Raw genomic sequence first — 19,519 nt, 5'->3', positions numbered from 1 at the left:
AGTAAGAAGAAGCCTTTAACTAAAGAGGATAAAAGAACAAATCAAAGTTTATCCAGAGAAAGAGTTGCCAATGAAAATGTCATTGGCCTCCTTAAGCGATTTAAAATTATAGCAGATCGCTACAGAAATAGACGTAAAAGATTTGCCCTTCGCTTCAACTTAATTGCAGCAATCTATAACTGGGAATTAAATACGTGAGTTTCGAAAGAGGTCTAATGTAATAAAATGGCTTGCTGTCAGAAGTAGAGCCATAACACTTCAGACTATGGGTTTAGCAAGAGGCCCTTTCTATAGGGGAGAAATTTTACGAAAGAGGGTAGCGGGCTCTTATAAAGCCTAATAAAGCTCTTATTTCAAGATTTGCGGCCTGATACAACGACTTTCAAGTTATCTAGCAATTCACAAATAAGGGATTGATGGACTTTAGAAATCGAGACGCTTTTTTGATCAAGGATTGCTGTAAGCTTCTTGAGTTGTTGAATAGTATTTTCTCCCCAATTTGGCCCCCTTTTATCTTTGTCTTCTAAAGGGAAAAGCTCTCGAATTTTAATTAAGAGTTCAGCTTTTGTTTCCCCTTGATAAGACTCTACAAAATTTTGCTTTTTTTCTAAAGGGGCTTCTCGGCTTGCCAAAGTATAAACGGCCTGACGAGGCATCGCTTCAATTTGAGAACGCAATTTTTTGGGGAGCTGCTCATAAAATTCATAATACTGTAAGAAATTATAAGGGGTTTGACGGTTGCCATAGGCTGCTAATAGCCAAGCTGTAAAAGCACCATCCCTATAACGCGTGAGAATGGATTGAGCTTTTTTTATGCGTTCTCCATGCAAAATTGCAGCTTGGTTGTTGATTGCTTTGACTTCAGAAGTAATAGAGGTTAAAGAGGTAAAGTCTTGCTCCAAGTCTTCCTTGCCTACGGCATATTGACGCAATAGATTAAGAAGAAATTCTTTTTCTTTATCATTTAATTCACTGAGGCTAAAAATCCCCGAAAAGCTGGTAAGATTTCCACTGGCTGATTGCTTAGCTAAGGCAGACATTTTAGAAGTTTGACTATTTTTCTTGAGACGCTCTGATATCAAGCTGTTAACATGGCTCATGGTTTTTTGTATCCTTAAGGATTTGAAGGTAAAGAGTGGTAAAAATTTTATTAGTTAAGGCGTTAATTTTTAGTCTAAAAGTGGGTCTTTTTTCTTAGCGATCATCTTTTATGGGCGGGTCAATGTAAAGCGGCTTGACATTATAAGCGTTTGAGAAGTTCTTTAGTTAAGGCAATATAGTCTTCAGCTGCCCTGCTATTAGGCACAGTATCAAAGATGGGCTTACCAAATATGGAAGCTTCCGATACACAGATGTCTCTACGTATTTTGGTTTTTAAAAGTTTTTTTGGAAAAGTTTTATCGATGACTTCTAAAAAAGCCTCATTGCTTTTTCCGCGAGGGTTCCAAAAAGATAAAATCACTCCTAATAAATTTAAAGGGTGACGTTGCCCAATGCTTTCCATAAACTGCGAGAGTCTTTCCAATCCTTTAACGCTGTAGAATTCTGGGGTTGCACATACTAGCGCATGCTGAGCGGCAATCAAAGCCGATTCAGTTAACCAACAAAGAGAAGGAGGGGTATCAATAATAGTAAAATCGTAGGGGGCATCTTTAATACAGTCACTTAATCTCTCATGAGAGTAGCGGTCAGAGGCCAGCTGACCAGTCACTTCCACACGCTCGAGCCATGTATCTGCAGGAATAAGATCAAGGTTGCCAACACTAGTCTTCTTGATTACTTCTTTTAGAGTTTTATTACCTTGCAAAACTGTAGCCATGCTATCATTTTCATCAGGATCGAATCCTAAGCCTGTTGTTAAGTTGGCTTGTGCATCAAAATCTATTAAAAGCACCTTCTTTTTATGAAACTTAGCTAAGGCAGCACCTAAATGCAAAGCACTAGATGTTTTAGCTGTCCCTCCCTTAAAGCTGCTAATAGCTATACAATGCATGATGAGGAAGTCTCCTTTTTAAAAGGTGTTTCCAAGCTTCGGCTCTTTCTTTCTTGCTCTATCTGTAGAATTAATTCATCCAGTTTAATTTGGCCATGTACTACATTGTCACGAGTGCGCAGATTAATGGTCTTATTCTCCTGTTCTTGATCACCTACAGTCACAATGTAGTTAATCTGGGCAAGCTGAGCATTACGGATTTTTTTGCTGACAGATTCACTGGCATCATCTACATCTGCATGAAAGCCCTTTTTTTTCAGTGTAGCGCATATTTCATCAGCATAAGGAGCATGTCTATCAGCTACTGTCAAAATACGCAATTGAAGGGGGCTAATCCATAAAGGAAATTTTCCTGAAAAATGCTCAATTAAAATACCAAAAAATCGCTCCACAGAGCCAAAGATGGCCCGATGCAGCATGACAGGCCGTTGCCTGCTTCCGTCAGCTGCGGTATATTCTAATTGGAATCTTTCGGGAAGAGCCATGTCCAATTGTATAGTTCCACATTGCCAAGTACGATTGATGGCATCGCGAATATGAAAGTCAATTTTAGGCCCATAAAAAGCCCCATCGCCTGGATTAATTTTATAAGAATATCCTGACTCGTCTAAAGCTTCTTTCAAGCCTTTGGTAGCCATTTCCCATTCTTCATCGCTACCGATTGTATTCTTTTCCGGACGGGTGGAAAGTTCCAAATGATAATGCAATCCAAACGTAGTATAAAGGCTGTCGGCCATATGAAGAATAGAAAGGATTTCCTGTTTAATATCACTAGGCTTCATGAAAATATGAGCATCATCCTGATGGAAGCTACGGCAGCGAAATAACCCTGATAAGGCGCCTGAGGGTTCATAACGATGTACATTACCTATTTCAGCCACACGTAGAGGAAGTTCTCGATAGCTATGTACTTGAGATTTATAAAAAAGCATACAGCCAGGACAATTCATGGGTTTGATGGCATAATCATGGTCCTCAATAGAAGAGGAAAACATGTTTTGCTTGTAGTTAGTCCAGTGGCCTGAAAGCTCCCACAGTTCACGGGCCATCAACGTAGGAGTTTTAATTTCAATGTAGTTGCCCTCTTCTAAATATTCTCGAATGAATTTTAATAAGGTGTTCCAGATGATCATCCCTTTATGATGAATAAAAGGCATACCAGGAGCCTCCTCCTTAAGAGAGAATAGATCCAGATGAGGTCCTAAGACTTTATGATCTCGTTTTTTAGCTTCTTCGATTTGCTGCAAATATTCTTTAAGCATTTTACGATCAGGAAAAGAGATGCCGTAAATACGAGTGAGCATTTCTTTTTGAGGATCGCCTTTCCAATAAGCTCCCGAAGTTTTCATTAACTTTATGGCTTTAACCTTTCCTAAATTAAAAAGATGGGGCCCGCGGCAAAGATCAAAAAATTCACCTTGATGGTAGCCTGTAAGCTCCGAATCAAAGCTGTTGATTAATTCAGTTTTGTATTTATTATTTGCAAAAGCTTGTAGTGCTTGTTCTTTGGAAGAAAAAATTTCTCGTTGCGTGATATAGTTTTCGCCAATGATAGCCTGCATTTCTTTTTCAATTTTTTCAAAATCGTTTTCTGAAATATTTAGGTTGGCAAAATCATAATAGAAACCATTCTCGATCGGTGGTCCGATCGTGGGCTTAGCTTCTGGATAGAGACGAAGGACCGCTTGGGCTAGTATATGAGCAGATGTATGCCAGAAAATCTCTTTGCCTTTAAGATCTTCAAAGCTAAAAAATTCGACCTCATCTCCTTCACTTAATTCTTGCGACAGGTCATATTTTTTTCCATTAATACTTACCCCTAGAGCTTGATGAGGGCCCCAAAGATTCATCTTTTCTGCTAAATCTCTAGCTGTACTTTTTTCAGGAATTTCTATAGGTTGCTGGTTATTCAATTTGACGAACATAGTAATTAGCTTATCCTTAAGATGATAATTAATAATAACCTTCCTTAAAACATTTGGCAAGGAAAGAAATTGTCGAAGTTAACAGACAATAGGGAGGCCATGCAAGTAAAAAAGAGGAAATGAGGAGTCCATAAGCCTCGATGGATGGTTTAAGCAAATAAAAGCTTTTAGTTAATATGTTTGTTGTAATTTATTTAATTTAATTATTTTAATGTTAATTAATGGTTTTTTTTACTTAAATCTACTCTTTATATAATATGCTTGTTAATGTTATGGTTTCGCCATCTACCATTTATCTTGAAAGTTTAGGATAAGTATGCTTAAATTTTTTAAGCTCTTATTGGAGAGTCTGCTCTTTTAAGACTTCTTATCTTCAATATTCTAAATATGAGAAATTCTTCCTTAGAATGCATGCTATCATGGTATCACGACGAAAAAATTGCTTATAAAGAGCTTAATGCTTATAGCTGGGGATGATGCGAACATTATGGCATTTTGGCGATTTGGAGCAGCTTTATCATTAATTCCATAAAATGCAGATGATAAAGATTTAAGAAAAGGGGGCTGCGCCTTCTCTAGCCAGACTAAAGATAAAGTAATAGAAATCACTCAAAAAGCTATGAACCCATTATCAAATCCTTTTTTCTCTTCATATGCTGGCAATAAGCCAAGGAACTGATTTTTTAAAGGATTTAAGGAAAAGGAAATAGGCATCCATCCAGATTAAACGACCTAAAAGGGATGATGCACAGGGTTTTTTAGAAAACTTGGGCAAGAATTTTTTAAGTGAGATGAAAAGAGATCAAAAGACTTTAGCGCGAAGTCAGAATGGCTTATGAGGTGAATGTAGATCTAAAAAAAGTCTTTGAAGTCGCACTGCTAGCATAAATGGGGCAAAAAATCTTGTAAAAAGGATGTCGGTTGACAGAATTTGGCTAAGAAAGAAAAAGGGAATGCAACAAAGAGGCCGTGATATAGGGAGAGATAATCGAATATCTATAAAAAGAGATCCTAAATATCTTAAGAAAAAATAGTTTTTCTCTCCTCCATTCTTAATCTTTTAATCGGGGTGGTAACTTGCCTACTGTTTTTTACGTTGTTTTAAACAAATTAACGGAGAATAAGCTTTAAGAGGCTTTTGCTTATTGAATGCTTTTTTGTAACTTATTGTCTCCTTATAGATGATAAAAAAAATTAGACATAAGGTTGTAGAATTGGAATTTGAGAAAATTTTATCTTTTTTATACAGTTCACCCTATCCAATAAACGATAGAAATTTTTTTGCTAGAATTTTTACTTTTATTTCTCAGCGCCGCAAACGCTTTCTAGCTAAGGATGCTGATAATTTGAAACGTGTTTGCAGCGAGGAATACGATGAACTTTCCAAGAGATTAGATCTATCAAAATTTCAAGAAAGTTGCGCAGTGCGTAATGTATTAAAAACTAGGAGGTTAGCTAATCTACTAATCAATGATAAAGGAGAGTTAAATTTTGCTTTACTCACTAAAGTTATCCATCTTATTTCCCAGCACCTCTACTTTCTAGGCCCTGAGCGTCAACATGACTCAGTACGTCAGGAGCATCTCTTAAAAGCTTTGAAAGTATTAAATGAGGATAAAGATGTTCAAAGACAGCTGCACATCATTCAAAAGCCTTACTCCAATAAAATTGCTGAACAGCTAATTATTGCTACCTTGCAACTACCTGAAAAAACTACTCTTACTAATGCTCATGCACGTCGGGCAGCGCTTTCGGCTTTTCTTTGTTATCTTAGGCAAAATATAGGTTCTTGTTTTGCAACTGCCCCCTGCCTTATCATTCATGATGAGCAGCCTCTTAGATTTTTATTAGATATTGATGAGTTGCTAACTACAGGGCGATTAAAAAGGACTTGGGGTGGAGCGGAATATTCTGTGCCTTTAAGCCCTTCCTGGGGCTCAGGAGATCTTAAGAAAGTCATCTCGACTTCCCTAGCAAATTTATCTCTATCTCCAGGCTTAATAGCTGCCTGCGAGGTAGTAGGGTTAGTCGATGCAGAAGCAAAGCTAGATGCAAAATCTCGCAAGTTAAAAGCGTTAGTCCAAGAGATTATAAAAGTTCAAGATGAAAATTTTATCTTTTATATTTCTGCTGAACAGCTGCTTAAAGTAATTTTGCTAAAATATTTTAATATAAGCGCAAAGGATTTAGAGGATTACCAACAAAAAACCTCAGGGTTGATGCAAAGTAGCTTGATGTTTCAAGTTCCTCAAGCAGGCTCTAGTAAAGGCCAAGCCTGCGCTAATTTCTTACTTCACTACGACAAAGCTAAAGAAGCTTTTAAGGCCCTTGCCGATAATGCTCTTTTAAAAGCTTGGGAGTTTACAGTGGCCAGCTTTGCGGAAGATAAAGCAGGTTTTACTCAGTGGAATCTGTATGCTAGCTTAGGCTTAGAACCGCAAGAAAAAGGAGGAATTGGCCAGTGTTTACATGCTTTCTTACAAAAAAAGCTTGAGGAGACCCAAGCTAAAATGCAAAATTTGGAGGAAGAACATGCCCAAATTTATGCCCAAGTGAAGTATTTAGAAGGACGTATGCAGCATGCTTCTGAAAAAGAAGCTGCCTGGTTAAAAGCCGAATATCAAAGTAAGCGCAATGAGTTTTATACTTTCGAGGATTTAAAAAACAAAACTCATAGGAAAGCCTCAAGGTATGCAAACTTATTTAATCTAATCATTCAGTATTATACAGAGCTTTTCCCCAAGTATTTTCAGGAAGTATATGATGCTGATATGCATGATTTTACTTCAAGCCCTTATGACGATAGCCCTGCAGGCTTTCGATTGCTTTATAAATTTGGGAGGAACAATCCGGCTTCTTGGATGCGTATTTATGAACCCTCTCAATTCATTGATTCTTTAGCAAGCTTTTTTTCAACCACAGAAAGTGAAATAGCTTCGAGTGCGGAATTGGAGGGGATGAAAGATGAATATGCCGAAATGGTTACCGCTATTATTTCGCATGTGCGAACCCAAGAATTTTTGGAGACCTCCTTTCATCGCATGGCAGCAGCTCATCACTCCCGTATAGTTCCCTCTCCTTTAGAACATTTAGACCAGATTGAAAAGAAGCCCTGGTGCTATACCTCGGGGGGCAGCATGGAAACTTTAGTAGCTACCTACTTTCGACGGGATAGCAAGCCAGTAAAAATTAGCCGCTGGATAGAAAGCCCTGTAGAATTTTTGGTTTTTTTAACAGATATTATGAAACAATCTCCTCCTTCTATTAGCGAAAGGTTTCTTAAAGATAATACCAAGCTTATGCTAATGCACTCTCCTACCCATGCCTTTGGTTTTAGACCAGGCTTGAGTCCTTTTAAAGAAGCTTGGGCAAATGATGCTTTTACTTATACATGGATAAGGGACAATTTGATTGCCCCTATGTCTAATTTCATCGAGCGCATACGCTTAAATAATGAGATGTTAGATTATCTTGTCGACTCTATTTCTCAAGGGCTACCTGCACGTTATAGGCATTCTTTTAGAAAGAAATTTACAGGTTTACCCGCTCCTATGAAAACAGTAGATTTTCGAAATTATTTATTAGAGCAAATCCAACAGGAGCGGGGGCTAGGGGCACAAGAAAGAGCTGCGCTTTCGTCCGATGTAATTGATGGAACTTTATACAGCTTATTGCCACTATTTTCTCTAGAAGAGTTAGAAGAACGCGTAAAAAATGTTTTTGAGGAACTAAAAGATATTATCTTTATCGATGAAAATAAATTTCCACTACAAGCTTGTTTAAGGGCTTTGATTAAAAGTTCCCCGAAGACTAAAGTTGTTACCTCTCAAGCTTTACAAGATATTTGTAAAGCGATTGTATGCCTTTATCTAGATCGTACTTGTTGCTCTATAGATTATCATCGCCGCGTGATCCAAGCTGTTCAAAAGCTAGGTTATGCCATGCCTAGCTCAATTTTTTTTGCGGATACCAATTGGGTAAAAGATTATTTTGCCTTTGTGGTCAATCCTGGCAATGGCTCTTTAGAGTTATGGCGGGTAGATGTTTTAGGGTCAACAGGCTACCCGATGAGCCTTTGGGAGCATTGGTTAAACGGCTCGCAGCGCCAGTCTCAATGGGGAGTGTATCCACGTCCTTATGAATATACTTTCTAGCTTTATCAAGCGCTCAGGATGAATCAATTCAAACAAGCTTTAGAACACCCATAAAAATTAATTAATTTATTAGATTTTTTTATCTACCCCTGCTTATTGGCAAGGCTAGAAGTTGCTTTTTACATATCTCAAAACTATTTTTTTCATTTTAAATAGATCCCGCTTATCTAAAACCATTTTTAAAATTAAGGCACAGGTTTTTATACATGCTTGCATAAGAAGTTGTAGAAAAGAGTATTGTTAGGCTAATGTCCGAGTAACCCTCTCTTTTTCATCAGCTTTTGCTTTTTTCTTGTTAAAGCTGTCTTAGAATACCGTTTAACTAAGCTGCTGATATAGAGTTTAAAAAGTAAATTCACCCCTACAAGCTGACCCTTTCTTTAAAAATATAGCTTTTATTAAGTATCTGTTTGCATAAAGGGCTGCCCAAAAGCACACAACTCTTCCTTTTTAGGTAGAAAATCATCCAAGGTAATAAAAAACTCCACTAGCTATTAAACGATTAAAATTTTCACTGCGGTCATTAACTTATCTTTTTTTTTCATTATTATGAAGTTTAGCTTCTAATGTTATTCTCGACTTTATTTCCATCCTTTAACATTTAGCTTAGTGTCCTTCTCACTGGCTTTTCAAAGGGTTTTTCTGTAAGGATATAACTTTATTAAAAACTATAAACATAATTTAAAATGTCTCATTTATCCGGAATAAGTATTGACTTTTAGCCAATTAATCTTTAAAAGATATGCATCGAAAAGTACGATTGAAAGCAATTTTAGCTTTTTATGATTAATAGCTTTAGTGTCATACTTACAGGCACTAGAAGCTAGTTACTCATAATAAAAAAGCTAATGTTGAACACTTAAACTTGCAATGTAAGTAATAACGGAGAAGTCATGAAACATTATACACTACTTTTCTCGCTCTTAGCGCTCATGGGTACAACATCTATTATCAGCGCACAAGAGATTGAGAATAATAGATTGAGTCAAGAAGGAAGATTGAACGAAAGAGATTTCAATGCCCTTCAAGAATATATTTCAACTAAAAGAAACGTAGATCTTGCTGAGAAAGCCAACAACTTAAAAGTAAGTGGCGATGTTAGATCTGAATGGCGTCATGTGAATGAGAAAGGCGTTCTTCCTAAAACCGAAGGAGGTAAAAGTGTTTTTTCTCAAGCCCATTATGTAAGCGATGGTGATTATAAAAAATTGCGAGGCGGTAACGCTACAGATCCTTACACGGTTAAAGAAGAAGTCACTCCTCGTGGGCTACCTTTATCCCGCAATGATTTTAATGTTGAATTCAACGTTTTCTTTAAATATGAATATGACCGTGCCTATGCCGTAGCTCATTTGCAATACGATAATGCATGTGGCGTTTCCGACAATGGATGGTTAGATTTTAGTCAAGATCCTGCCGGATACCATGGTAGCGGTGCAGGAAAAGATTTTAGTTTAAAAAGAGCTTATTGGGGATATAACATCTACGAAGGTGGTGGCACTCGCTTCGATATTGAGGTAGGTCGTCGTAAACTTTACGATGTTTTTGAATCTGAAGTGCAGTTTGGTAGCCGTATGGATGGTATCGCTCTTTACTATAGTGGAAGTACTGAAACTATAGGAGAATGGTATTGGACAGTAGCTGGTTTTGTGGTGGATGAACGTGTTAATCACTTAGCCTATGCTACAGAAATTGGCTTAATGAATATCAAAGATTACGGACTAGATGTTCAATACTCTTTCATTAACTGGAACAAATATGGCCGCAACCGTTTTTTTGTAAGAAATCCTAATGGCTTTAGATTTAAAACATCTCAGCTTACTCTTACTTATCACTTAAATCCTGATTGGTTCTGGGGCAAGCCTACTCAAATCTTCGGTGCTGTGCTTTATAATGGCGAAGGACGTCATAGATCAGGTGCTTATGAAGGTCGTAGAGACGAACTCAACCCAACCCAATGGTATGTTCACCATCATCAGAACCACCATCACCGCTCGGATAACCGTCAAAAATGGGGTTGGTACCTTGGTTTCTTGATCGGCCAGGTTGAAAAAGAAGGCGATTGGTCTTTTGAAGCTCAATATCAATGTGTACAAGCTTATGCAATGCCTGATAACGATAATAATGGCATTGGCCGAGGAAATATCCTGGAAGAGAGTATTACTTACCAAGGACGTGGTAACACTAACTATAAAGGATGGAAATTCGAAGGCTTATACGCTTTAACTGACAACCTGTCTCTTGATGTTAAACTAGAATTAACAAGAGCAGCTAAAAAGAGTATTGGTGGAAAACATCATTATTCCAATTTTGTAGCCGAAGCTATTTACTCTTTCTAAATTGAGAGAGGCAATCTAGCCTAAATACAAAAGCTAAAATTTGGTGTCTTCGATGCCAAATTTTAGCTTTTTGATTAAATCTTTCCTTTTTCTCTCCTATATCCTTACTCTTCAAAAAATGTTAAAAACCCATTAAATAGCCCCTAGATTCTCTACCTCAGCAAAAAAACATTCCTAAAATATTTGCTAATCAACGATGGTTTTAGTTTAATTAAGTACTAAATTCCTGTAGATAGGGATTAAAAAAATAAGATTAAAGAAACTTATTCTCTCTTTCCTATCTATGTAGGCCGAAAAATTATTTGTTAGGTTTGTTGAAAGATCTATTTATTTTTTGCCAAAATTCTTAAGAAGCTTATTGACAGATTAAGCAGGGCTTTGACATAACATGCATTTTCATCAAAATTTGGTAATTCATTATGACTATGATTATTAAAAGAACGCTAACAGGAGTAATAGCCTTTTTATTATTCCAAGCAGCTGCGCAAGCAGATAATTGTAGCGGTAACCGTTGTGCAAGCACTGACCTTACATCCCACTGTCTAAACAGCCCTACAAAGAGCTTGGAGAAAGCAGACAGTGTCTCTAGCTCTATAGATGGCACAATAAATTCTTATAAGAGGGAAAGAGAGGCTGCCTATGAGCAAACATCTCCTTTATCGCCTCATCAATTTTACATAAGCCCAACCTTTTATCATATTCGTAGAGAACGCTCATTTAATACAGGAAGCTCTAAGCAACATAACTTTATCTATGGAGTTCAGGCAGGCTATGATAGGATTAAGCGCTGTCGCCTCTATGGGGGCTTAAATGCCTTGTATGCAGGGGGAAAGCTACAAGGGCGCAGTGCAAAAGGCCATAAGCTTAGATCATCTTATAGAGAGGGAAATGTTGAAGGGCGTATAGGCTACACTTTTCAAATGAAAAGAAGCTGGATGCCCACATTTGTACCTTACCTAGGATATGGATACTTGTGTGAAACCAACAAATTTCTTAAACCTTCCCCCGTAATTCATAAAATGCGCATTTCTTACGATTATTTTACCGTAGGGTTTCTTTCTCACTTTTATCCTCATCCTTCGTGGGTGATAGGCATCAACTTTAAAACACGTTTCCTTTTTACTAGCAAATGTAAGATCAGCGATGACCCTGATCCCCATCAAAAAGACAGCACGATTAGTCTAGGACACAAAATTCAGTATCGTTTTGAATTACCTTTTATTTATAGATTAAATGGCTGGGCAGATAAGCTAGCTTTATCTATGGTACCCTTTTATGAGTATAGACATTATGGAGGACACCCCGATTTTCCCTTTGATTTTGCAGAAACTAAGATGAACAATTATGGCTTTGATTTTCGCTGCTTATATATGTTCTAAATGTTCATCCTATTCCAGAACGATTAAAAGTTTTTTTGCCGATCGTGCCCCCGTTTCTTAATCATTTTCTGCAATATGTTAGGAGGTTTTCTACCTGCTAGTATCAGGGCATAGAGCTGATGGGAATAAAAGAGACGGTTCTAGATAGTATGAATAGAATAGAAATTAGGATGATCAAAAAGTTCCTTATAACCTTGTCCTCTATCTTATTTAAGAGCCAGTGGATAAGGTTTAAATTTAATAATACCCACTTAAAAAAAGGTAAAGATGGAAATTATGATTACATGCATTAGATTTTTCCGCTATTTAACAAAAAGAGGCAAAGCCTTTCTTCTAGCCCAGAAAAGGTTAAATAAGAGAAAACTCTTAAAGAAAGGCTTTTCAATGGGCTTTCTAACTTTTTTTGTTTTCTCTTTGTCTTATTTTTCCTATCTACCTGCGCTAGATATGAGAGTGGCAGCTCGTGACGGTAGTAACTTTATTATCCAGGTAGATGAAAATATTCCTTTCCTTGAAGTCATAGAAGGAATCCAAGCTCAACTAGCTGAGCTAGATATAGCCCAGGAGATGGCAGGATCATATTTTAATAGCTTAGAGGATAGCCCAGAGCTATCTTTTAATTACACTATCGGGATACCAGAAATATGTGTGAATAAAAGTAAACATAAAGTGCTCCGTAACTATTCTACCCCTGTCACTACAGAGGAAAAAAATAACATTCGTTATGTCATTCGTTCATTAGCCAAATACAATTTAGCCCAACTGGCAAGAGAAAAATCCTCCTTAGAAAGAGCAGGAGATAAGATCAACCATCTTCATCCTTTTCGATTTTTACAATGCATATTCAATGATGAAGAGCTTAAAGCAGGCCTACATGCTATTCGTAAAAAAGGTGGGTATGTGTGGAGCAATTACTATGATGGAATGAAAAGCAGTTTAAATGAAGAGCTTGATAAAGATAATCTGATCCAATTTACTTCTGATTTTGCCGACAATGTCGGAGTGAATGTAAACGAAATTTTACCTTATGTGCAAGCACGTCAATGGAGTAACCTTGTAGATGTACTTATTAATAGCATTCCGCGCCAGGGAAATCCGCAACGTTACGATATGTGAACCGAAAAGAGCAAGGAAAGAGCTTAAAGATCTATGGATGATATTTTAATAAAGGAAGGATAGGTGTTGGAAAGATCTTTCTCACGACTTAGCTATAGTTTTGGCAATAAAGATGGGAGCTTTGAATAGAAAACCTTAAAGATTAAAACAGCAGATCGAGTTCTTGGCATTACGGCAAGTAAAAGACCGCCCGGCACATCTTCTTCTTTGAAGATTTGGTAAGCTCCTTTGCAAGGGATGGGAATTGGGGGATAGAAGATAGTTTGGAGAAAAAAGATCACTGTTTTGCTTATCGTTATATGATAAGTACAATAAGTAATATCTCTAGGCTTTTAAGCCGATTGCTATGCAATTCTGTTACTTCATAAAATCTTTGTATTTAAGGAATTTGCCTAGCAAGGGCTTTAAAGTTTGTCAATGAGGAAAAAAGAGCCTTTTTTTAGCGCATAATAAAAGAGGCTAACCCTTTAGCAGGGCGTGAAGATAGAGATTAATAAATTTATACAAAAAGGATAAATAGAGGGAAAACTAAAAGTGAAGGCTTCCTAACCGGAGGGGGCAATTTTAATGAAGATCTACTTTATTTTTAAAGTCGTAGAAAGAAGAAATCTTATACACTTTAATAAACTTAGTCTGCATACCCAACCCTTTGGAACATGTCTTTTTATTTAAAAAGAAGGGTTTTATAAAATACAGGGCTACCTAAGGAGGAGCTTAAAAGTGTATTATTTTTGCTAAGGAAAAGCGATTTTAGCTTTTCTTCAGTAGCATTACTCTTAAAAGAGAGATAAACCTCTAAAATGATAGAAACGATTGTATTTTTTCATTGCCCATCTGCTCAAAATTTTTTAAGGGCTAGTCAATTGAAGTTGCGAAGAATACAATTGAAGATAGATGAGGGAATAATTGGAGCGTAGCGGGGTCGAACCGCTGGCCTCTACAATGCCATTGTAGCGCTCTACCAACTGAGCTAACGCCCCTCAAGCAAAACAAAAATTGTATGATGAAGCTTGTTTTTGAGCAAGAAGAATCCCTCTTCTTTTAAATATTTTTTCATTAAGCGGCATACTCTTATGATGGATGTCGCTTAATAGCTTTGGTACGAAGAGGCTAGTAGAGTATTTTTAGACGGTACTATTACTTTTCTCTAGGTAGGCTTTCCACCATTTGTTAACATACTCAATCGTAGAGAGGGAGGCAATGGTGGTTTCTACTACATCTTTCATTGCCTGGACTTTTTGCTCGATTAGTAAGGAATGATTCTCTTGCCTATCTAACAGTCCGTAAATGACGGCTAACCATGCTAACTCCTTATTTAGCAAAGTGGCGATCTTAGCAATCATTTTCCCTTCCTGGGCATGTGATTTTTGATAATCATCGAAGCATAAGATGGAGATAGCTATCGCAGCTACTGCCGTTTGAATATTACGCATCTTCTTTTCATCTTTTTCATTATCATCGCTGAACTCTAGATCGGCCGTATCTATACATACTTTTGGATGAGCATAAATGGCATATTCATTATTAATAAAAGGCCCTTCAAATGTCCCAGCAGAAGATGAAGCTTTTACTTTCGTTAAGGGCATGGAAGCTGCAGGCTCTTGCTTGGTAGAAGAAGAATTAAGAGAGGATCTACAAGAGTTTTTCTTATTTCCCAGCAGAGTATTCCAGGAATTTTTAATCTGTTCATTAAAAAAAAGAGATTGCATAAGTGTATTAATTACATGCATCAAAGCAAGAGCCCGGGGATTAACTTTGCGTGCCTCTAGCAGGGAATAAATGGTTACCAGGGTAGAGATTTCCTTATTGATAGCTAGCTGGAATTGATAGTAAAGAGCTGTTTGCTTGCTTTCTTCAGCTTGTTGAATGAGAATATGAATGATGCACTCTGCTAAAGAGGCTACAGATTTAATGATTTTACCCATTTTTTTATTGTCATCTTGAGAGTCATTAGTTAGCAACAAACTAAGGCTTTTGATTTCTTTATGAGTGTAGGTGATAGTATGCTTATTAGTAGAAGGGTACAAAAGCTTTTCCTTATAAAAATTTTTAGCGAATATTTGGCTTTGATAAGCATTTTGAGGGGTACTGACTGCTGAGGACATCACGGTTTCTCCTTGTTAATTCCTATAAAGTACAAAATTTATCTTAATTTAATGAGGTAAGAAGAAAAGAGAAGGTAGAGAAGATAAAAAAAGTAAAGTTAATCTAAAAATCCTTTTACCAATTTATTCTACAGAAAGCAATATTAATATGATGATAAGCCCGCCCAAAAGCTTAAAAAAGATCTTGAACTTTATTGATTTTCAGAGGTTTAAATTTCATCTAAGCTTGGATCTCGTTCAAATGCTTTTTGCCATCTTTCCATCATTGTTAATTCCTTATCTAATTCTCTATTAGAATCCTTAGCATCTCTTTTTGCTTGATGGGTCACTTCTTTTTTTTTGATGGAGTGAGTATTAATCATCGATTGAAAAGAGATTTCAAACTGCTGGAGATAAAATTCGAAGCACCCTTCTACTGAAGCAAGAGGCTTAGATAAAAGAGCTTTTTTGGGGGGAAAGCGTAGGAGGGGTTTTTGCTTAATCTCTAGAGGAGCCTGCTGTTTAGAGTGTTTAAGTCTTTTTTGATAGCGAGCATTCAGCCATACTAAGAAATCTTCAACAGTTTCTGTCCTAGCATGTCGCCTTCGGGCTAGCCAAGCTAACTTCTTATCAGAAGTAATAATGGTTTCTTGCCGAGGATTTTTACTATGTTTTAATTCCTGCAAGATACGTTCATCTGCGGTTTCTCCCGCGCTTGTAAAAATAATTTCTAGTTGTTGCAGATGTGTACGTGAACTTTCTCCTGCTTGATGATGAGCATCAAAAATGATGGTGACATGGAGGCCTAGCAGATGAATTTTTTTATTTAAGTCTTGGATAATAATTTCTCGTTGGGTTTGCAGCTCCTTCTCGGCTTTTAACACGCGAAACATTAAATTATAGCCATCAATGAAATAGTGCATACTCCTTATCAGCAATCTTTGAGCATTTCAAGAGAAGGGATTAATTTTTCAATTGCTTTACGGCGATGAGAAATCCTATTTTTGGTCTGTTCATCAAGCTCAGCAAAAGTTTTGTCATAATCATGTTTAATGAAGAGAGCATCATAACCAAAGCCATGACGCCCACGCTCTTGATTAATAATGAGTCCTTCACAGGTGGCATGCACGCTTTTTTTTATCCCTTCGGCAGAAGCTAAGGAAAGCCAGCATTCAAAGTAACCTGTTCGTTCAATATCTTCTAAGCCCTGCATTTCGGCTAAAAGCTTTTGGCGATTTTCACCATCGGTGGCCTCTAAGCCTGAATAACGGGCCGAATAGATTCCTGGCGCTCCCTTTAAGGCAGGTATCACCAGTCCCGAGTCATCTGCTAACACCCATTTGCCTAGTTTTTTAGCAGCATGCAAGGCTTTTCTTTCAACATTTTCTTTAAAAGAAGATCCTTCTTCCGGGAGGGCTGCATAATCTGGAAAATTAAGAAGAGATAAAATATCTAAATGTGCCACTTCCTTATAAGATTTTAACATGTCTCGCAATTCACGAATTTTATGGACATTCTGAGTGGCGAGAATAAGCTCCATTTAATCTCCTAAAAAACTACTAATTTTTGCGATAGAATAATTCTCGTCTCTAAATTTAAAAGCCTCTCCTGCCTTGCAGCCTAGCATAGCTTGGGCATATTTGGACTGAAAAGAAAGAATATGCTCTTCAGGATTAGCGTCCCAGGGTCCTAAAATCTTATACACCGTTTGATTTCCGGCGCTATCTACGACCTCCACTACGCTTCCTATGCCCACTTCGTTTTGAAGAATATCTTCTTTAGTAATGATGCGAGCAAGCTTAAGCTGATCTGATAGAACTTTAAGCTCCCCTTGCAGACGTCCTCTTCTTTCGACGGCAAATTTATACTCAGAGTTTTCTCGTAAATCTCCTAATGCTCTAGCTGCTTCTACTTCGCGGGCATTTTCTACCATCTCTACAGTGCCAATTTGTCTGATCCTTTCTTGGATACGCATGTATCCCTCTTCTGTAGTCCAAATGACATTATCATCCCAATGTTTTTTCTTATGTTTAGCTTCTGCTAGGGTAGGATGCACCACCTCAGCTAACGAACGTAAAATTTTATTATCATGGTCGGTAAAAGTTTGACATTTTGATACTAGAAGAAGGAATTCTTTGATGAACTCTAAGGAAGTACCTTCCAGAATAAAGCGGACTAAAGCATATCGCTTATTAATAATCATATTGTAAATTTTCTTTACTAAATCGCGATATTCTACTTTACTCTCTAGATGGCTTAGAAGAACAAGGAAGGCTTCAAAAAACTGAGTCAAGCCCTCCTTATCATGGAAGGGAAGAGTCGTATCTTCCTTATTAGCTATCTTTTGGAAATACCATACAAATGTTTCAGGGGACTCAAAGGGGTGAGTAAGCATCTGAGAAAGTTTCTCTTTTAGTAACCCCTTGGTTTCGCTTTGGTTGAGCTCTTTGAGAATATAATCTCTTATTGGGCTTTGCTGATTGGAAAACAACACCTGTAAGAATATTTCTGGCCAATCAGGGCGAAAATCTTTAACAAGGCTTAACACTCGTTTTCTTAAGGCTTGAATTTCGATATTATTGATAATTTGAGGGACATCTTTGAAAATTTTAATTAAGCTTTCTGCTGTTTTTCCCTCTACCTGATGAGCAAACATGCTCTCTAAAAACACATAGATCTGTAGTTCTTGTTCGGGAGTTATCGTGGGATCTGATAAAAGATCTAATAGCTTATCCTTTAAGGTGTTTTTGGTTTCTTGATTCTTACGCGCATTGGGCAGGTCACGGACAAAATTATAAGAAGACTGAATAAATTCATTAATGCTGCTAATATTTTGCAAAGCTTTGTCCATTCTTTCATCAGCCGTGAGCTCGGCTTTTCTTAGACGGAACGGTTCTTTAAGTTGAGAGGGACTTTCTATTAGGGGGTCTTTTTTTATTTTATTACGGGTTCCTTGCCACCATTTAGCCCATTCATTTTCAGGAATCACCAGCTCGCAAAGTTCTTCTTTTATTTCTGCCGCATTTTTGGGTCCTAGATCACGAAGAAGGAGTTTGATTACCTCTACTGGATTTTCTTTGGCTTCTTGTTCAAGTTGATCTGGATTAGAAAAACGGCGGGCAAGAAATTTATTATCCTCTAAAGGGATTAAGGTCTTGAAAGCATTAGCATAGGTAAGGTGTTTACGGCCCGTTACATTTTCAAACTCTATCGTTACCTGCTCTCTAAGAGCAGAAAGGTCTACAATTTCTCCTGTACCCCATCCCCCTGTATGGAATACAAACTTACCCTTAGCCATATGAGCAAGTAAATCATAATTAGCAAGAGCTGATTGAAAATTTTCTTTAGTACGTAGCCCCACTAATTTTAATCTTTCATTCAGCAATGGATCGTTCTGATAGCGCTTGTTGATTTGTTCTAGAGCAATCTCTGCTAAGCGGGGCGTATGAGTTGTCTGCAGATCGATAAGAAGCTTGATAATCTGATATTTTCCTGTAGGTTCCTCAATTTTTTCCCAGAGAGGTAGAGCCGTTTCAACGACTTTTCCAAAAGGAGCGGCAAAATCTGATGTTTTTATTAATTTTAACAAATAATCTAGCTCCTCTACCTCTACAATATCGCAGGTGCAATATTCTTCCCAAAGTTGTAAGAACTTGGCAAAGTTTCGATGATTAATCAGTGCCTGAAATTCCTCCAGATAACCCATGGTAGATAGCCCCTTATTAGTTAAAATTGTTAAAAAATTTATTTTTTAAAGATAGTATTAAAATAGTATAGCTTCTAAAAGGTATAGTGTAAAGGGGGATTTCCCAAATAGTTTGGATTGGGATTTTGCGAGCTTAAAAGAGAAGAATAGATAGACTTTTATATAAGGTAAGTCGTTTATGCTCAATCTCTTGACTTGTATTTTTGTAATCGAACCACTAATTATTTATAGTCTTGTTTACGTCTAAAAATTTTTTTGATATTAAGAAAATAGACCTTCTATTTATCTCCATTATTAGGAAAATGTCTCTATGAATGACAAAAAAGCTAAAAACATTTTTGAAGCAGTTAAAGATTCTACTACAAGATTGGTATCAAAAAACCATGAATCTGGGCATGAAAAAAGGCAGATACTCCCTACGGAAGAGGTTGATTTTCTTAAAACGGATGAAATTTTACAGCTGCATGGAGATCCTGAAATTAATGAAATGCTAAATAAAATGTATAGAATGCAAGAAGATATTCAATCTAGAATGCATGAAATTTATGGAAATGCAGGACTTTCAACCCATCAAGTTAGGAATTATCTAGATAATCCTAGTAATTTCTCCCCGGAAATGTGGCAAAAAATCCAGCTGCAAAGAGATCAACTCGAGAAAAAGGTACATGATGTTTTAAAAATTTATGCTAAAAAAGCTAAAACTCTTCAAGCAGGGCATATGCTAAAAGCGAGCGGAATAGCAAAAGAGAGAAAAGCAAAAACACTAGCAGCGCGCAAGAATTGGATTCCTATGTAAGGCTTTAGTCCTGTTATTTCCCATCTT

General features: G+C 37.1%; 13 protein-coding genes and 1 tRNA gene. 6 read left to right on the top strand and 8 right to left on the bottom strand.

The window, feature by feature from the left end; genetic code table 11:
- Positions 1-198: transposase family protein (locus tag NEOC95_RS07305; protein WP_283248244.1), on the top strand; the 198-nt coding region annotated here is incomplete at its 5' end.
- A 155-nt stretch (positions 199-353) separates the two neighbouring features.
- On the opposite strand, the gene NEOC95_RS07300 is transcribed toward NEOC95_RS07305, so the two are convergent.
- The 3 genes from NEOC95_RS07300 to thrS all read right to left on the bottom strand — a co-directional run bounded on the left by NEOC95_RS07300 (position 354) and on the right by thrS (position 3,918).
- Positions 354-1,100 (bottom strand): CT583 family protein, encoded by a 747-nt coding sequence (locus tag NEOC95_RS07300; RefSeq protein ID WP_213152347.1) that lies wholly within the window; start codon positions 1,098-1,100, stop codon positions 354-356.
- Positions 1,101-1,240: 140 nt separating this feature from the next.
- Positions 1,241-1,993, bottom strand: a complete 753-nt coding sequence (locus NEOC95_RS07295) for a ParA family protein (protein ID WP_039386553.1) — start codon at positions 1,991-1,993, stop codon at positions 1,241-1,243.
- A complete protein-coding gene (gene thrS / locus NEOC95_RS07290; protein ID WP_213152346.1) occupies positions 1,981-3,918 on the bottom strand; it encodes a threonine--tRNA ligase in 1,938 nt (645 codons plus the stop codon). Before thrS ends, NEOC95_RS07295 begins: the two co-directional genes overlap by 13 nt.
- A gap of 1,181 nt (positions 3,919-5,099) precedes the next feature.
- On the opposite strand from thrS, the gene NEOC95_RS07285 reads away from it, so the two are divergent.
- The 4 genes from NEOC95_RS07285 (at position 5,100) to NEOC95_RS07270 (ending at position 12,906) form a co-directional block, all read left to right on the top strand.
- Complete coding sequence (locus NEOC95_RS07285; protein WP_213152345.1) at positions 5,100-8,072, top strand: hypothetical protein; 2,973 nt, start codon at positions 5,100-5,102, stop codon at positions 8,070-8,072.
- 932 nt (positions 8,073-9,004) lie between these two features.
- Positions 9,005-10,411 (top strand): hypothetical protein, encoded by a 1,407-nt coding sequence (locus tag NEOC95_RS07280; protein ID WP_213152344.1) that lies wholly within the window; start codon positions 9,005-9,007, stop codon positions 10,409-10,411.
- Between the two features lie 419 nt (positions 10,412-10,830).
- The gene (locus NEOC95_RS07275; protein ID WP_213152343.1) at positions 10,831-11,790 is read left to right on the top strand and encodes a hypothetical protein; all 960 of its coding nucleotides are present in this window, start codon (positions 10,831-10,833) and stop codon (positions 11,788-11,790) included.
- A 384-nt stretch (positions 11,791-12,174) separates the two neighbouring features.
- Complete coding sequence (locus NEOC95_RS07270; RefSeq protein ID WP_166156152.1) at positions 12,175-12,906, top strand: DUF8085 domain-containing protein; 732 nt, start codon at positions 12,175-12,177, stop codon at positions 12,904-12,906.
- A 907-nt stretch (positions 12,907-13,813) separates the two neighbouring features.
- On the opposite strand, the gene NEOC95_RS07265 is transcribed toward NEOC95_RS07270, so the two are convergent.
- The 5 genes from NEOC95_RS07265 to NEOC95_RS07245 all read right to left on the bottom strand — a co-directional run bounded on the left by NEOC95_RS07265 (position 13,814) and on the right by NEOC95_RS07245 (position 18,696).
- Positions 13,814-13,886, bottom strand: a tRNA-Ala gene (locus NEOC95_RS07265).
- 144 nt (positions 13,887-14,030) lie between these two features.
- Positions 14,031-15,014, bottom strand: a complete 984-nt coding sequence (locus NEOC95_RS07260; RefSeq protein ID WP_213152342.1) for a hypothetical protein — start codon at positions 15,012-15,014, stop codon at positions 14,031-14,033.
- Positions 15,015-15,220: 206 nt separating this feature from the next.
- Positions 15,221-15,913 (bottom strand): NYN domain-containing protein, encoded by a 693-nt coding sequence (locus NEOC95_RS07255; RefSeq protein WP_213152341.1) that lies wholly within the window; start codon positions 15,911-15,913, stop codon positions 15,221-15,223.
- An 8-nt stretch (positions 15,914-15,921) separates the two neighbouring features.
- Positions 15,922-16,530, bottom strand: a complete 609-nt coding sequence (gene rdgB / locus NEOC95_RS07250) for an RdgB/HAM1 family non-canonical purine NTP pyrophosphatase (RefSeq protein ID WP_213152340.1) — start codon at positions 16,528-16,530, stop codon at positions 15,922-15,924.
- Entirely contained in the window at positions 16,531-18,696 is a 2,166-nt protein-coding gene (locus NEOC95_RS07245; RefSeq protein WP_213152339.1) for a GreA/GreB family elongation factor, read from the bottom strand.
- A 310-nt stretch (positions 18,697-19,006) separates the two neighbouring features.
- Here NEOC95_RS07245 and NEOC95_RS07240 point away from each other — a divergent pair, with 310 nt between their 5' ends.
- Positions 19,007-19,492: a hypothetical protein gene (locus NEOC95_RS07240; protein ID WP_213152338.1), complete on the top strand. Its 486-nt coding sequence runs from the start codon at positions 19,007-19,009 to the stop codon at positions 19,490-19,492.
- Positions 19,493-19,519: the final 27 nt, after the last annotated feature.

It is taken from the genome of Neochlamydia sp. AcF95, assembly GCF_018342455.1.
Taxonomy (GTDB): Bacteria; Chlamydiota; Chlamydiia; order Chlamydiales; family Parachlamydiaceae; genus Neochlamydia.
Note: the sequence above shows the minus strand (reverse complement) of the source record. Positions and strands in the feature narration are given on the sequence as shown.

What these genes read in the sequence shown, in the direction of transcription:
- thrS (WP_213152346.1), bottom strand. Translation starts at nt 3,918, where the DNA reads ATGTTCGTCAAATTGAATAACCAGCAACCTATAGAAATTCCTGAAAAA.
- NEOC95_RS07300 (WP_213152347.1), bottom strand. Translation starts at nt 1,100, where the DNA reads ATGAGCCATGTTAACAGCTTGATATCAGAGCGTCTCAAGAAAAATAGT.
- NEOC95_RS07255 (WP_213152341.1), bottom strand. Translation starts at nt 15,913, where the DNA reads ATGCACTATTTCATTGATGGCTATAATTTAATGTTTCGCGTGTTAAAA.
- NEOC95_RS07245 (WP_213152339.1), bottom strand. Translation starts at nt 18,696, where the DNA reads ATGGGTTATCTGGAGGAATTTCAGGCACTGATTAATCATCGAAACTTT.
- NEOC95_RS07275 (WP_213152343.1), top strand. Translation starts at nt 10,831, where the DNA reads ATGACTATGATTATTAAAAGAACGCTAACAGGAGTAATAGCCTTTTTA.
- NEOC95_RS07295 (WP_039386553.1), bottom strand. Translation starts at nt 1,993, where the DNA reads ATGCATTGTATAGCTATTAGCAGCTTTAAGGGAGGGACAGCTAAAACA.
- NEOC95_RS07280 (WP_213152344.1), top strand. Translation starts at nt 9,005, where the DNA reads ATGGGTACAACATCTATTATCAGCGCACAAGAGATTGAGAATAATAGA.
- NEOC95_RS07270 (WP_166156152.1), top strand. Translation starts at nt 12,175, where the DNA reads ATGGGCTTTCTAACTTTTTTTGTTTTCTCTTTGTCTTATTTTTCCTAT.
- rdgB (WP_213152340.1), bottom strand. Translation starts at nt 16,530, where the DNA reads ATGGAGCTTATTCTCGCCACTCAGAATGTCCATAAAATTCGTGAATTG.
- NEOC95_RS07240 (WP_213152338.1), top strand. Translation starts at nt 19,007, where the DNA reads ATGAATGACAAAAAAGCTAAAAACATTTTTGAAGCAGTTAAAGATTCT.
- NEOC95_RS07285 (WP_213152345.1), top strand. Translation starts at nt 5,100, where the DNA reads ATGATAAAAAAAATTAGACATAAGGTTGTAGAATTGGAATTTGAGAAA.